We start from the raw sequence: 14,798 nt of genomic DNA on the forward strand, positions 1-14,798 counted from the left end.
ACAATTAGTCTCTATCTAGTTATAACTTTATACAGCAGGTTAGAATTCATAAATAGTAATACCACTCCTTAGCTTTGGCTCAATATATGTACTTTTTGGAGGCATCTTTAAACCTTGATCTGCTATTTTCTTCATTTGATTTACAGTGGCTGGAAATAACCCAAAACCTACTTCGAATTCTCCTTGATCTATTTTACTTTTTACATATACAATATCATTTTTTCCGTGAGAGTATTCTATTCTGGTGTCTGTCCTAAGATCATGAATACCAAGTATAGGAGCTAATACTGTTTTAAACAAAATCTGTGCATCTAGTTCCTCTAGTGCATTTGTAAATTCATAGATAGTTTTTCTAAGGTATAGTGAATAGAATTCGCCATCTAAATACATACTAAAATGATTTGGTTTCGATGGTTTATATACTTCAATACCACGATTTTCTATCCTAAACCATTCGTCTAAACGAATTAAAAACTCTTCTTTGGATAATCCATTAAGATCTTTAATTAATCTATTGAACTCATAAATTCTTAGATCTGATTCAGGTATTAAATAACTCATAAAGAAGTTATAAGGCTCAGCACCATTATGTTTATCGTTAGTTGATGCTAAATCTTTTGAAAGTAAATATGAAGAAGCAGACCTATGATGTCCATCAGCAATATATATGGTTTCCATTTTGTCAAAAGTCGACTGAATTTGCTCAATACTTTTTTTATCTTCTACTTTCCATAAATAATGTGTGTCACGATAGGTGGTTGTAAATTCGTATTCTGCTCTTTCCAGAATGACTTTTTCGATTATTTCTGTAATGGTATCGTTGTCCGGATAGGTTAGGAGTACTGGCTCTGCATTAAATCCTACGGTTTTTAGATATTGCTTAAACGTAGTTTCTCTTTCTGTTAATGTATCTTCATGCTTTTTGATGATGTCATTTTCATAATCCTCGGCACCAGCAGCGGCTATAATCCCGCAAAAGGATTCTTGCTCGCGATTCACAATTTTATATACATAGAAACATGGAGTTTCATCTTGCATAAAGATCTCATCTTCTTTAAATTCTAAATACCTGTTACGAACAAGCTTATATCGTTCTTCTCCTGAGATTTCTTTATGATATTTATATCCGGGATTAACAATGTGTAAAAAAGAGTAAGGGTTATAATCCATTCTAGAATCCCTTTCCTCTGGAGTATAGCTTTGGTAAGATCGCGATGCAATCAAACTTACCTTATCTCTTGTAGGACGAACTGCCTTGAACGGGTTTATTTTTGCCATTAATTATTGTTTATAAATTTAGTAGGGTCCAAATATCCTTTCGTATCTTCAGAATATCCACCACCAATGTCCATAAAGATATCATCTCTTATCTCCAGATGCAAATGCGCGTAATACATACCATCAGCATTTCCAATAGTTGCAATTAATCCTCCTTTTTTAACAAGGTCTCCTTTTTTTACTTTGAGGGTTTGACAATGGGCATATACAGATTCGTAATAGTTGCCTTTGTACTGATGAATAATACGTATTACATTTCCCCAGCCTCCACCAATATTATCAGCAAAAGAGATATATCCATTTCCTATAGAAAAGATGGCATCTCCAAGATCAGAATTACCACCACCAACACCATTCCAATCGTCACCTAAATGATTATTTTCTGTGAACTTCTGAGCGTTGTAATATCCTCTAGCATTCGGTTTACCTACAGGAAAATCAAAGTCTTTGGAAATAAATTCTTCATGCTGTTTGAATAATGAATCGTATATCTCATATTTATTTTGAACCTGAATCTTAGTTTTTAGATTATTTACAGATGAAGTATCTTTAGAAACTACTATATGTTTTTTTTTACACGATAGTGATAGCAATACGATTAAAGTAATTGAAAGATATTTTTTCATAAAACAATCATATCTTTTACTTCCAATTTATACAAACTGCTTTGCTACATTTTCTGCTTTTCTGCTTTCTGAGTAATCATAGAAACCTTCACCACTTTTTACTCCAAGTTTTCCTGCCATTACCATATTAACTAACAATGGACAAGGAGCATATTTTGGGTTTTTAAAACCATCATACATTACATTAAGAATAGAAAGGCAGACGTCTAATCCTATAAAATCAGCTAATTGTAAAGGTCCCATTGGGTGAGCCATTCCTAATTTCATAACTGTATCGATCTCAGATACTCCAGCAACGCCATTATATAAAGTCTCAATAGATTCATTGATCATAGGCATCAAAATTCTATTCGCAACAAAACCAGGATAATCATTAACCTCTACAGGAACTTTGCCCAACGTTTTGGACATTTCCATGATCGTATTAGTTACTTCATCTGATGTGTTGTAACCTCTTATGATCTCTACCAATTTCATGATTGGCACAGGATTCATGAAATGCATCCCTATGACCATATCTGGTCTTTTTGTAACTGCTGCAATCTGAGTAATAGATATAGAAGAAGTATTTGTAGCTAAGATTGTGTCTTCTGGACATGCTTCACTTAGGTCTTTAAAAATTTTTAGTTTTAAATCAACATTTTCAGTAGCTGCTTCTACCACAAGACCAGCATATTCTACACCTTCTTTGATACTAGTATATGTCGAAATATTACCAAGAGTAGCTTCTTTATCAGCTTCAGAAATTTTTTCTTTAGCAATCATTCTATCGAGATTTTTCGTAATTGTTGCCAATCCTTTATCTAATGACTGCTGAGAAATATCAATTAATTGAACTTTAAAACCTTTTTGTGCAAAAGTATGGGCAATTCCATTACCCATCGTTCCAGCACCAATTACTGCTACGTTTTTCATGAATTATAGTTGTTGTGATTCACCTTTATGGTGTATTTTTGTTTGTTTATGCTTTTTATTGTTGGTCGTCTTTAAAACATCCAATAATCTGTAATGCTACTTCTAGTGCTTTTTTACCTTGAGTCAAGGATACAATAGGAGTCGTATCGTTATTAATAGCTTCGGCAAAAGTATCTAGTTCATCTAATATTGCATTATTCGAAGGAACTTCTGGATTATCAAAATAGATTTGTTTTTTTATCCCTTCTGCATTTTGCAAGATCATATCAAAATCACCAGGTTTTTCTGGCGCATCTTTCATTTTTACTACTTCACATTTTTTCTCGAAGAAATCAACAGAGATGTAGGCATCTTTCTGAAAAAATCTTGCTTTTCGCATGTTTTTTAAAGATATGCGACTTGCAGTAAGGTTAGCGACACAGCCATTTTCGAATTCGATACGAGCATTTGCGATATCAGGAGTTTCGCTTATTACAGATACTCCACTGGCACTGATATGTTTTACATCAGAATGCACAACACTTAGTATTGCATCGATATCATGAATCATTAAGTCCAAAACAACAGGAACATCAGTTCCTCTTGGATTAAACTCAGCCAATCTGTGTGCTTCGATAAACATTGGATTATCAATCTTTTTAGAAACGGAAGTGTATGCTGGGTTAAAACGTTCTACGTGGCCAACCTGACCTTTTACATTATGAATATTAGCAAGCTCAATTAGTCTTTCAGCTTCTTCAACCGTATTGGTAATTGGTTTTTCTATAAAAACATGTTTTCCAGCTTGTATGGCTTGTTTGGCTACTTCAAAATGAGCAAAAGTTGGTGTTACAATATCTACAACATCCACAGCTGCTATCAACTCTTCTACAGAATTGAATAATTGATAACCAAATTCTTCTGCAATAGCTTTTGCTTGTTTTTCACTGGCGTCATAAAAACCAACCAGTTCATAATTTTTAGATTGTTTCAGGAGACGTAGATGAATTTTTCCAAGGTGTCCTGCGCCAAGTACTCCGGCTTTGAGCATAATTCAAGATTTTACACAAAAATAGTATTATTTATAAATTAAGCGATGATCCATTTTGAAAATCGCAATTTTAAATTGTTAAGATTTTGATAATGAATTTAGAGTATTCTTTTTTTGAAATATCGTAAACTATAAAAGGATCAATGAATTTAAATTTTGAAAAGATTAAAAATTATGTTATTATTTAAAAAAAAGAGATGAAAAATAGAAATGTATTATGCTTCTTTTTATTCTCAATGATTTTTTGCTTACATGTAATAGGTCAGGATGCATTGAGTAATTTAATAGAGGTAGGGGAAAAAGATCTTCAAAATGGAATTGATTTTAAGAAAGATATAGAAGATGTATCTTTTTATGATTTGCAGGGAAATCTCATAAATATGAAGCAAGCCGATTCATTTTTAGCATCTAATAATTATTTTCCACAGTTTTATACAGATAAAAATAATGAGGTTGTTGCGATCATGATTAAAAAAATGTCCGACAAAACTCCTTCAGCTGGCGCTAAGTTTAAGAGTATTAGGATTCTAAAAGCTAAGAAAAAGAAGAATCTGAGTAAAAAGTTTATTGATTTTTCTGCAGTAGATATGGATAATGAATCATATGTTTTATCCGATCTTAAAGGTAAAGTGGTAGTTATGAATTTTTGGTTTATACGATGTAAACCCTGTGTCTACGAAATGCCAGGTTTGAATAAAATCGTCGAAAAGTATAAAAATAATCAAGATGTAGTTTTCTTAGCTTTTTCCTTTGATCGAAAATCTGATATTGAATCTTTCTTAGAAAAACACAGTTTCTTGTATCAGATTATTCCACAGAGTAAGAAAATTATTTCCAGTTATGATGTAAGTTCGTTTCCTACGAATATGGTCATTGACAAAAATGGAAAAACTGTTTTAAGGAAATCAGGTTTCGGACCAAATACAGTTCCTGAGTTAGAAAATAAAATTGCTTCTTTGGTAAAATAATAAGAAACATTATATACGTAAATAATCAAAGAATTTATCTATTGTGATACCATTTGTTTATGTAACTTTGAGGAGTTAATCTACCCTAATGAAATCTAAAGATACATTAAAACACGCTGGAAAAAGAAAACAGCTAGTCGATGTGTTAATCGACAAAGGAATTAAAGATGAATCTGTTCTTACTGCTATACGTAAGATACCTAGGCATTTATTTATGGATTCAGGTTTTGGTGATCACGCTTATCAGGATAAAGCATTTCCTATTGGGGCTGACCAAACTATTTCTCAACCATATACTGTTGCTTTTCAGTCAGAATTGTTGGAAGTCGAGCGAGGTGATAAAGTATTGGAAATAGGTACAGGGTCTGGTTATCAGACTGCTGTTTTGTGTGAATTGGGCTGTAAAGTTTATAGTATAGAAAGACAACAAGAGCTTTTTAAAAAAACGAAACTGTTTTTACCAAAACTAGGATATCGCCCTAAACATTTATCTTTTGGAGATGGATATAAAGGTTTGGAACAGTTTGCTCCTTATAAAGGTATTATAGTAACAGCTGGTGCTCCTTATGTCCCTAAACCATTATTGGCTCAATTAGAAATAGGAGGTAGGTTAGTAATTCCTGTTGGTAACGATCCACAGGTAATGACTTTATTTATACGTAAAAGTGAAACCAAGTTTGAAAAACATGAATTTGGAGAGTTTCGCTTTGTACCTTTGTTAGAGGATAAGAATTAGTACAGGATAATGAGAAAATTAGAACTCTATATTTTACCTATTACTATTAGTATTGGTTTTTTAATTTATTTGCTTGATTATCCTTTTGGGAGTACCATCACAATTATTTCTTTATTAGGATTTTCTTGTCTATATTTTTATTTCGGTTTTGCTATTTTTAATGAAGTACCTTTTCGAAAAGTTTTTAAAAAGGAATCTTACCAAGGTATTTCGATCTGGAGGATAATTGGAGCGATATTAACTGGAGTTTCAATTTCTATTTTATTAATAGGATTGTTATTTAAAATGTTTCGTTGGCCATTTGGTAAAGAAATGCTGATTATTGGAGTTAACTTACTGAACGTTATTTTTATAATAGGGTTTATTAAAATTATAAAGGAAAAAAGACCTTTTTATCAAAGGTTATTACCTAGAGTTATCGTTTTTCTTCTTCTAGGGTATTTGTTTTTATCGTTACCTTCTTATGCTTTCTTAAGTTTATAGTATAGCGATCATCCAGGTTATATTGAAGCAGTAAAACGTTTAGATCAAGATCCTGAAAACCTTAAATTGCAGTTAGAGGAACAGAGAGCATATGGTGATATGATGAGTGAATAAGGTTGTTACCTAAAAAGATTACTTATAATCCTTTTTAATGCGATCTAGAGCACGTTTATTGTCTCGATCTTTAATAGTTTCACGCTTGTCATAAAGTTTTTTACCTCTAGCAAGGGCGATGTCTAATTTGGCTAAACCTTTATCATTTACAAATAATCTAGTAGGTATAATGGTAAGACCAGAATTTTTAACTTCTTTCTCTAGCTTTTTTAATTCTTGCCTGTTTAGTAATAATTTTCGTTCACTTTTAGGATTATGGTTAAAGTAGGTGGCGTGAGAATATTCTTCAATATTCATATTGATAACAAAGAGTTCCCCATTATTATGAAACTCACAGAAGCTTTCTGTAATACCTGCTTTTCCTTCTCTAATAGCTTTTATTTCTGTCCCTACTAATTTAATTCCAGCTGTATATTTGTCTAAAAATTCGTATTCGAATTTAGCTTTCCTATTAAGTATATTGATTTTATTCTTATTCATAATCTATATGTGCAAAAAGTTTGCAAAGACTACAAAAATACAAAAAGCTTTCCCTAAAGAAAGCTTTGTTATTTATATTGTAGTAAAAAGTTTTAAGGTTCTTGAAATTGTATGGTAGCAATTTTACCGTCAGAATTTAATTTTAATTCCATCACTAAACTAATATTGTCAAAAGCTGCTGTATAACTATTGATTCCTTCAGCAGACTCAATAAACGTTAGCGTATTTAAATTACCAAATTGTGAGTGACATCCTTTTATAAAACGAGTGACACCTTCTTTGGTCATTTCTTCCTGCATTTCAGCAGAATACAAGTCGAAAACTGCGTCTATGTTCTGCGCGTTAAAATTTTCCTGGAAGGCTTTAGTTGTCTTCTCATAAGTGGCAGTATCTTGAGCTAATAAGGGCTGCGAAGCGATACAAACCAAAAGCAATAATATATATTTCATAGTATTTATAAGATTTAGGGATTGCAAAATAATTATCTTTTTGAATATTTAAAAAAAAATAAACTTAAAATTGAAGCATTCGATGAAAGTTTTGTGCTTAGAATTCGCCTAATACGACATTACTATTTATGAACATATAGATGGTACGATTATGTCTTTAGTTTAACAAAATTATTGGAATTATTGATAGTGTAACAACTATTTTAGTCTTTAAGTTAATAAAAAAATTATGAAGAAATTTTCATTTTTATGCGGGATATTGTTTTTACTTTCTTTTACAACACCTACGATTCAATATAATGCCCAGCAAATTGTGGATAAAGCTATAGAGAATGCAGGAGGTGCAAAATTTGATAATGTCATGATTAGGTTTTCTTTTAGAGGAAAAGAATACAGGAGCGCACGTAGTAATGGACAGTATCAACTAGAAAGAGTACTGTTTAGCAATGATGGTATGACTCATGATATTCTAAGCAATAAAGGTTTGTCTAGGACTATTGAAAGTTGTAAAGTTAAAGTTGTGGATTCGATGGTAACTAAAATTAGTGATGGTGTAAATTCGGTGCATTATTTTGCAAACTTACCATATGGATTAAATGCCCCAGCTGTTCATAAGAAACTTGTAGGCGAATCTAAGTTAAAAGGCTCGGCTTACTATAAAATTAAAGTTACTTTTGATCAAGAAGGTGGAGGTACTGACTATGAAGATGAATTCATGTATTGGATTCATAAAGAAAATTTCACAATTGATTATTTAGCATATAAATATGCAGTAGATGGAGGAGGAATTCGTTTTAGAGAAGCATACAATGCTAGGGTAGTTAATGGAATTAGATTCGTTGATTATAATAATTATAAGGCTGGCAATTTATCGACACCTTTATCAGAATTAGATTCCATGTTTGATAAGGATAAATTAAAACTGTTATCTAAAATAGAACTAGATGATATTTATGTTTATGATGACAATGATTGTTGTTAATTAATATTAAGAACAGTATCTGTTATTACATCCCCTGTTACTTTAATAATAAAAAGCTTACTATAGTTCTTTTCATCAATAGCGCTGTATTTCTCAACTCCCATAATTTTATTAACAAAGGTTGGAGTTGAATTGCTATGGCCAACGATTATGGATGTCTTTCCTAGTGTTTCTTTTTGAAATTTATCATTATACAGTTTTCTAGGGTCGTAGATGGACACTTCAATATTTCGGTCTTTTGATATAGGATTGGCAGTTTGCAAGGTTCTGGCATAGTCCGTACTGTATATTTTATCAATTTTAAAATCGGCTAGTATACTAACAAGGTTCTCAGATCTTTTTTTTCCTTCTTCAGTTAAGTTTGGGTTTCTATTGGTTGGATCACTAAGATCTTTTTCGGAATGTCTCACCAAAATATAAGTAGTGGTACTAACATTTTCAGATTTCTTTTGAGCACAGCTCGAAAAAACAATACCTAGTAATAAAATAGCTGTAGAGATGTATTTAGTTTTCATGATTATTTGTTTTTCAGTACTTCAAGTAATATCAATTGATTGATCTGTTCCGAAGTTGGATTAAAATTATTGTCTGAAATTAACAATAACGATTGATTTCCATTTGCTAATATAGGGCCAAAAGTAATACCTTCTATATTATCAACAATCTGATTTGTTAGTTGATTTCTAATAGTTTCGAAATCAAAAAGTAGTTGTTTAGTTGCTAATTGATATTTTTTATTCTTTAAAAATTCAAACGCCACGGTATTAGTAGCGTCTTTTATATTTGCTAAATATATTCTTACCGTGTTACCTTGTGTACCATAACCTGCGGCGTACCCTCGTTCTATAATTATAAATTGAGATTTATTAAGTTGTAATAAGCCTGTAACTCCATTTACACCGAATTTTCCTTTAGGATCTTTCGCTAGTTTATCTAGTGGATAAGTGAATTGAAAGTCAGCTGTTTTTGTTTTTACATTAAAATGAGTAATTCTTACGGGAGCTCCAGATTTATCAAAAGTTGGTTCATCGCCATCAAGTTCTAACGGAAGTTCCATTGCGGCCCAATATCCTTTGTTATTTATATCATTGACAAGTCCTTCAAAAACTCCATTATGTCTTGGTTGATTTCTAGAATTATCACCTGTTAAAAAATAGGAGGGAAGTTGCAATTTACTTTTGTAATTCCCATCAATATCTGTTATAAAAATGGTAGGATCATATTTGTTTTTTATAGATCCCTCGCTACTTAATATAAATTTATTTTTATCATATATCCTGATAGCTTCTAAGTCAGCTACATTGTTCTCCAGAAATTGATTTTCTTGATCTTTTATTTTGATTAGTCGACTTATATCAATCCTATTAATAATACTATTATCAAGAGAAATTTTGGCTTTGTAAAATCTTGGATTTTTTGCGTCATCACAGACAAGGTAGTAGGTGTCTTCTTCTTTATGATATTCTATAGCAGAAAGCCCTCCAATTTTACTTCCTTCAAAAATAGAATCATTATAGATTACGTGTTCATCCAGATATTTTATTTTTAGAGAGTTACTAACTGTGTTGTTGGGTATACTAGCACAAGAAACTAGAATTTTTGTAATTAGAACTATGAAAATAAAGCGCAAAATAAAAGTATTCATTATAAAATTAGTAAAGCCCCTAAGATAGTTCTTAGAGGCTTTACAAGTAAAATTTTTATAAGTTATTTAATAAAACTAGTGTTTAACAAATTTTGTGGTAGTCGTATTGCTATTAGAACTTACTTTTAAAATGTAATTACCTGAATTTAGAGTATTAATATTAACTTGAGGATTGTTCTCATTTGTATCCTTATGAAAAACAGATCTTCCGTTCATATCATAAATGGTTAGATCATCTATTACGGTATTGGAATTAATAGAGAGAATTTCGTTTACTGGATTTTGATCCAGTGATAGTTTTTCATTGTTAATAGTAAAATCATCAACACTTAAGGTTGCTGCTCGTGCTAGTAAATGATTTCGAATAAAAATACCCGATGTTGTTAGGTTTCCATTTATCAATCCTTGTACTCCCATATTAGGACTTACAACGCAAGAATCTTCTGGTTTATGAGAAACTGTCCAATTGACATAACTTATGTGGTTTTCAATCATAAAGTCTAACCAGACCTGGGACTCTTGTGGATTGTATCCACCATTTCCACTAGCATCGGTAGTACCCCATTCTGTTACAAATAGTGCAATCCCACTGTTCATTGCAGCTAATGCTCGATCTCTTAAAAACTGTTTATGAGTATTAGCGTAAAAATGTAAAGTATAAGCTAGGTTAGGATCCCCAGTTATAGGGTTGGCAGCAGCCTGATCTACATCCTGCGACCAAGTTGGGCTTCCAACGATAATTAAGTTATCTGGATCTTTAGAGCGTATTCCGGCAATTACATCATTAGCATAATTTTTAACATCATTCCAAGATTGATTTATAGGTTCGTTATAAATCTCATAGATAACGTGATCATTATTCCCGTATAATTCTGCCATTTCTGTAAAAAATGCTACAGCTTCATCTTTATACACTTCCGCAGCGTGTGTATGCCAATCAATGATTACATAAACCCCTTTAGCAATAGCAGCATCTATAACAGTTCTAATTTTAGCTTTTTGGGCTGCAGTATTATCTATATAACCAGTACCTCCATCCCAATCTTCTTTAACACCAAGAGCTGCTCTAATGATGGGGTTTTTCCAATCATCGGCTAAATGGTTTATTGTTTGACTATTATAAAAATCGCCACCATCACCAGCATTACTCCAGAATAGACTCATACCGGCTAGACTGATTTTTTCTCCATTTTCTGCAGTAACGTGGCTTCCATTAACTTGCAGCCTACCATATCTTTCGACTACTGTTTGAGCATAGCTAAAAGAATTAAAAATTAAAAAGAGAATTAGAGTAGATAATTGTTTTTGACGTGTAAAGTTAAGTTTCATAATTTGTTTTTGAGGAGTTGAATATATTTAATTGTTGCTGGTTAACCAGATTTTAGCGAAACGATAGAAACTATTATTTAGTATAGCGAATATTAGCTTTTCGATGAAATAATAAGTTATTAGGATTAAAAATTAAATGTAAGACCTGCAGGAGAGAATTTTCTTCTATTTTAGGGATGTAATAAAAGAGAATTAAAAATGGCTCTGTTATGATAACAGAGCCATTTTTAATTTCTTTACTTTTTTTGATTAATATTATATATTAGGAGTATTTGAATAACTTTCTAAATTATTAGAAAGTTATTCAAATACTCCTAATTTCCACGCTACTATTGCCATAGAAAATATTGCAATTACAAAAAATGCAATAAAAAAATATGAACTTCTCTTCTTGTGAGAGGAGCCAAGATCATCGGAAGTCTTCATAATGGTTAGATTTTGTTGATTGATGTATATATAAGACTCCTTAACTAACTATATGTTACACTTTTTGTGGTTTTAGTTCTAAAATTCTTTGATTAAAGGTATTAGCCTCTAATGGATTTAATACAGAATTAAACAATTCCATCAGCTCTGGAGTGTGATTCCAACGCTTTTGTTTTAATAAATTAAAATGCACAAAAGAACTCCACATAACGGCTTTTAGTTCAGTTTTGTTATGATTCCACATGCGTATTTCAACATGTAATTCATTTTCTGAGAATGATATAAGTTGAGAGTTAATGATAACATCTTCCATCAACAATGCGGGGCGTAAATATGCGATTTGATTACTCCCTACAACCCAACTTACACCTTGGGTTTGTGCCATTTTAAAAAGATCTAAATCGTAATAGTTAATTATTTGGTCTTCTCTAGCATTAATCATATAGTTAATATATTCTGCATTATTAAGATGGTTGAATGGATCGCAATGCTGAAATCTGATTTTTGCTTTACTTTCTAAGGTTTTTGGTAATGTTGTCATAATGTTTTTAATTTTATACCAATTGGTATATTTTGATTTAAAAAAAATGTTTATAGTTTCAATTCATTAAGAATCATAGTGTCTATTTGGTCCATAGTTTGTAATAAATAACTATTATCTTCCATGGTATGTGTCATAAATATCGCTCCAATTATCATGGTATATAATCTTTTTGAATAGATTATAGAATTTATATCAAATTTAATTTCTTTTGATTGTTTTCCTTGGTCAATGAGTAGTGCAAGATTATTTTGAATTTTATCTATTGTGTACTGCACATATTTAAAGAGAGGACTATTTTGATGTTTTGCGTCCACTCCCATATTAAGTACAGGGCATCCTCCTAATTCTTGACTATAATTATAATAGTTTCTGTAGAAATCTGTAATAAGAAATAGCTTTTCAATAGGGGAATTACTAAGTGTCTGATGATCAGTTATACGTCTTAGCATGTTTTTGACGGTCATCGTAAATGCTGCAATAGCTAATTCTTCTTTATTTTTAAAATTTCCGTAAATGGCACCTTTGGTTAAACCAGTTGCTTTAGTAATATCACTCAAACTAGTGGCCGCATATCCATTTTTGTTAAAAATAGGGGCAACCGTTTGAACTATAAATTCTGAAGTTTTTTCGGCTTTGGTAAGCATGTAAAGAAGTTTAATATGTCAAATATACTTAAAATATACCATTTGGTATATTTTAAAACTTTCTTTTAACATTACATTTTAGTTTTATTGTTTCTAGAGAATCAAATTTTTAATATAAAGATAACTTAGTACACTAAGTATTATGCCTATATTGCTATGCTAATTTTTACGATTATGAAAAATCTTTATGCTTTCTTTGTTATACTGCTTTTCGTACAACTTTCTTTTGCTCAGGTTGTAATTAACGAGCTAGATGCTGATACACCTAGTACAGATACTCAAGAATTTATAGAATTGAAATCCGATGCTCCAAATTTTTCTTTAAATGGGTTTGTTGTTGTTTTATTTAATGGTTCAACAAGTGGAGGGGATGCAAGTTATTTTACATTGGATCTTGATGGATATACCACAGATGCTAACGGGATTTTTTTAATTGGTGGCCCTGAAGTTTCTCCGGTACCTGATGTTTTGTTATCAGAGAATATTATACAGAATGGGGCAGATGCAGTAGCTATTTATATAGGAAATGATACAGATTTTCCCGAAGGAACTATTGCAACGACTACTAATTTGTTAGATGCACTAATTCATGACACGGATGATGCTGATGATACAGGCCTTATGACTTTATTGGGGGTTATGGAACAAATCAATGAGGATGAGAATAATAATAAAACTACAGAATCCATCCAACGTAAGGATGATGGCACATACGAGGTAAAAACTCCTACTCCAGGAGCACTTAATGATGGAAGTGGTACTCAATTTAATGGTATTTCAATAACTACTTCTTTTGATCAATATAATGAAGGAGATAATGTTGATATGGTATTTACGACAGAAACAAATGTAACGAGTGACCTTACCTTTGATGTTACTATTACTAATGAAAGCTTTACCATGGCAGATTATTCAGGTAATACTTCCGTAACTATTGCTGCAGGAACGAATACAGTGACTAATACAATTCAACTGATTGATGATGTGGATGATGAAGGAGATGAAGTTATGAAAATTACTTTTGGTACCATTCCATCAGGTTTTATTCGTCTGAATGATAATAAAGAACTACGAGTTATAGATAACGATTTCACTGTTGCTTCTTGGGGAACACCTTTAAATCCTACATTTGGTATTGTAGCCAGTACGGCACCATTAGATTATTATAATTCTTTAGAAGGTTTAGCAGATGCGGCTTTGGTTCAGGCTATTCAGGATATTATAGCTGATCCGACTACAGTAAGAACACATTCGTACGCAGATATTGTAGAAATTTTAGGTAGCGCAGATCAAAGTCCAGAAAACAGTAATCAAGTTTGGCTTTTATATACAGAACAACAACGCCCTAAATTAGATTTTGCAGGATTAACCGATATAAATGAAACTTGGAACCGAGAACATACGTATCCTAGATCTAGAGGTGAGTTTCAAGATTTTAGAGAGTTTGATGATATAGCGGATGGTATTTCTGGTTTTGTTACAACAAATGCAGATTCATTACGTCACGCTAATTCTGATGCACATGGTTTAAGAGCTACAGATTCTAATGAGAATAGTTCTAGAGGAAATCAGCATTATGGAGAATACAATGGCCCAACAGGTAATCTAGGTAGTTGGAAAGGTGATGTAGCTCGAGGTATTTTTTTCCTTGTAACTAGGTATAAAGCGCTACAAGTTGTTAATGGTTTTCCGGACGATACGGATAGTACGATATCTGAACTTGGGGATTTGACTACCTTGTTAGATTGGCATAGAAACGATCCTCCAGATGATTTTGAAATGAATCGTAATAATGTTATTTATAATTGGCAGTTCAATCGTAATCCATTTATCGATCAACCAGATCTTGTAGAATATATATGGGGTAACAATATAGGAGAAGTTTGGTCTAATACCTTATCTATAGATGAAAATGAAGTGTCAGAGTTCTTATTATATCCTAATCCAGCTAATGATTATATTATGGTGTCTGCCAAAGGGAAACAAGGAGATTTAGAAATATATGATACTTTAGGTAATATGTTAGTTACTCAATCTTTTAATGAAACAACAAAGGTTAATTTAAATATATCTTCGGGGTTTTACTTAATGAAGTTTAATTATAATAATACTTCTGTGATCAAAAGAATTATCGTGAAGTGATATAGTC

At 31.7% G+C, this 14,798-nt stretch carries 17 protein-coding genes; 5 read left to right on the forward strand and 12 right to left on the reverse strand.

Annotated elements, in window-relative coordinates; translation table 11 throughout:
* Positions 1 to 39: 39 nt before the first annotated feature.
* The 4 genes from D1815_RS03210 to D1815_RS03225 are packed head-to-tail and all read right to left on the reverse strand — an operon-like array spanning position 40 to position 3,849.
* Positions 40 to 1,278, reverse strand: coding sequence for a DUF1015 domain-containing protein (locus D1815_RS03210; RefSeq protein WP_118385886.1), 1,239 nt, complete (start codon positions 1,276 to 1,278; stop codon positions 40 to 42).
* Complete coding sequence (locus tag D1815_RS03215) at positions 1,278 to 1,904, reverse strand: M23 family metallopeptidase (RefSeq protein WP_118385887.1); 627 nt, start codon at positions 1,902 to 1,904, stop codon at positions 1,278 to 1,280. The genes D1815_RS03210 and D1815_RS03215 overlap by 1 nt, the downstream gene beginning before the upstream one ends.
* A 27-nt stretch (positions 1,905 to 1,931) precedes the next feature.
* Entirely contained in the window at positions 1,932 to 2,819 is an 888-nt protein-coding gene (locus D1815_RS03220; RefSeq protein ID WP_108805349.1) for a 3-hydroxybutyryl-CoA dehydrogenase, read from the reverse strand.
* Between the two features lie 55 nt (positions 2,820 to 2,874).
* Complete coding sequence (locus D1815_RS03225; RefSeq protein WP_027393608.1) at positions 2,875 to 3,849, reverse strand: Gfo/Idh/MocA family protein; 975 nt, start codon at positions 3,847 to 3,849, stop codon at positions 2,875 to 2,877.
* 197 nt (positions 3,850 to 4,046) lie between these two features.
* Between D1815_RS03225 and D1815_RS03230 the strand changes: the two genes are divergently transcribed.
* The 3 genes from D1815_RS03230 to D1815_RS03240 all read left to right on the forward strand — a co-directional run bounded on the left by D1815_RS03230 (position 4,047) and on the right by D1815_RS03240 (position 6,036).
* A complete protein-coding gene (locus D1815_RS03230) occupies positions 4,047 to 4,817 on the forward strand; it encodes a TlpA disulfide reductase family protein (RefSeq protein WP_118385888.1) in 771 nt (256 codons plus the stop codon).
* An 88-nt stretch (positions 4,818 to 4,905) separates the two neighbouring features.
* Entirely contained in the window at positions 4,906 to 5,553 is a 648-nt protein-coding gene (locus D1815_RS03235; protein WP_027393609.1) for a protein-L-isoaspartate(D-aspartate) O-methyltransferase, read from the forward strand.
* 9 nt (positions 5,554 to 5,562) lie between these two features.
* Complete coding sequence (locus D1815_RS03240) at positions 5,563 to 6,036, forward strand: hypothetical protein (RefSeq protein WP_118385889.1); 474 nt, start codon at positions 5,563 to 5,565, stop codon at positions 6,034 to 6,036.
* Positions 6,037 to 6,168: 132 nt separating this feature from the next.
* On the opposite strand, the gene smpB is transcribed toward D1815_RS03240, so the two are convergent.
* Complete coding sequence (smpB, locus tag D1815_RS03245; protein ID WP_118385890.1) at positions 6,169 to 6,630, reverse strand: SsrA-binding protein SmpB; 462 nt, start codon at positions 6,628 to 6,630, stop codon at positions 6,169 to 6,171.
* A 92-nt stretch (positions 6,631 to 6,722) separates the two neighbouring features.
* A complete protein-coding gene (locus tag D1815_RS03250; RefSeq protein ID WP_027393612.1) occupies positions 6,723 to 7,079 on the reverse strand; it encodes a DUF3887 domain-containing protein in 357 nt (118 codons plus the stop codon).
* A 229-nt stretch (positions 7,080 to 7,308) separates the two neighbouring features.
* Here D1815_RS03250 and D1815_RS03255 point away from each other — a divergent pair, with 229 nt between their 5' ends.
* The gene (locus D1815_RS03255; RefSeq protein ID WP_118385891.1) at positions 7,309 to 8,061 is read left to right on the forward strand and encodes a DUF6503 family protein; all 753 of its coding nucleotides are present in this window, start codon (positions 7,309 to 7,311) and stop codon (positions 8,059 to 8,061) included.
* On the opposite strand, the gene D1815_RS03260 is transcribed toward D1815_RS03255, so the two are convergent.
* The 6 genes from D1815_RS03260 to D1815_RS03280 all read right to left on the reverse strand — a co-directional run bounded on the left by D1815_RS03260 (position 8,058) and on the right by D1815_RS03280 (position 12,649).
* Positions 8,058 to 8,576 carry a histidine phosphatase family protein gene (locus tag D1815_RS03260; RefSeq protein WP_118385892.1) on the reverse strand — a complete coding sequence of 173 codons (519 nt, stop codon included), beginning with the start codon at positions 8,574 to 8,576 and terminating at the stop codon, positions 8,058 to 8,060. The genes D1815_RS03255 and D1815_RS03260 overlap by 4 nt on opposite strands.
* A gap of 2 nt (positions 8,577 to 8,578) precedes the next feature.
* The gene (locus D1815_RS03265; protein ID WP_118385893.1) at positions 8,579 to 9,706 is read right to left on the reverse strand and encodes an esterase-like activity of phytase family protein; all 1,128 of its coding nucleotides are present in this window, start codon (positions 9,704 to 9,706) and stop codon (positions 8,579 to 8,581) included.
* A 75-nt stretch (positions 9,707 to 9,781) separates the two neighbouring features.
* A complete protein-coding gene (locus D1815_RS03270; protein WP_118385894.1) occupies positions 9,782 to 11,035 on the reverse strand; it encodes a cellulase family glycosylhydrolase in 1,254 nt (417 codons plus the stop codon).
* A gap of 300 nt (positions 11,036 to 11,335) precedes the next feature.
* On the reverse strand, positions 11,336 to 11,461 hold the full coding sequence (locus D1815_RS23995; protein WP_255411842.1) for a hypothetical protein: 126 nt from the start codon (positions 11,459 to 11,461) through the stop codon (positions 11,336 to 11,338).
* Positions 11,462 to 11,516: 55 nt separating this feature from the next.
* Complete coding sequence (locus D1815_RS03275; protein ID WP_027393616.1) at positions 11,517 to 12,002, reverse strand: thioesterase family protein; 486 nt, start codon at positions 12,000 to 12,002, stop codon at positions 11,517 to 11,519.
* Positions 12,003 to 12,052: 50 nt separating this feature from the next.
* On the reverse strand, positions 12,053 to 12,649 hold the full coding sequence (locus tag D1815_RS03280; RefSeq protein ID WP_027393617.1) for a TetR/AcrR family transcriptional regulator: 597 nt from the start codon (positions 12,647 to 12,649) through the stop codon (positions 12,053 to 12,055).
* 174 nt (positions 12,650 to 12,823) lie between these two features.
* On the opposite strand from D1815_RS03280, the gene D1815_RS03285 reads away from it, so the two are divergent.
* On the forward strand, positions 12,824 to 14,791 hold the full coding sequence (locus D1815_RS03285; RefSeq protein ID WP_118385895.1) for an endonuclease: 1,968 nt from the start codon (positions 12,824 to 12,826) through the stop codon (positions 14,789 to 14,791).
* The last annotated feature ends 7 nt before the right edge of the window (positions 14,792 to 14,798 follow it).

Origin of the sequence: Aquimarina sp. AD1, from assembly GCF_003443695.1 — a bacterium.
Lineage (GTDB): Bacteria > Bacteroidota > Bacteroidia > Flavobacteriales > Flavobacteriaceae > Aquimarina > Aquimarina latercula.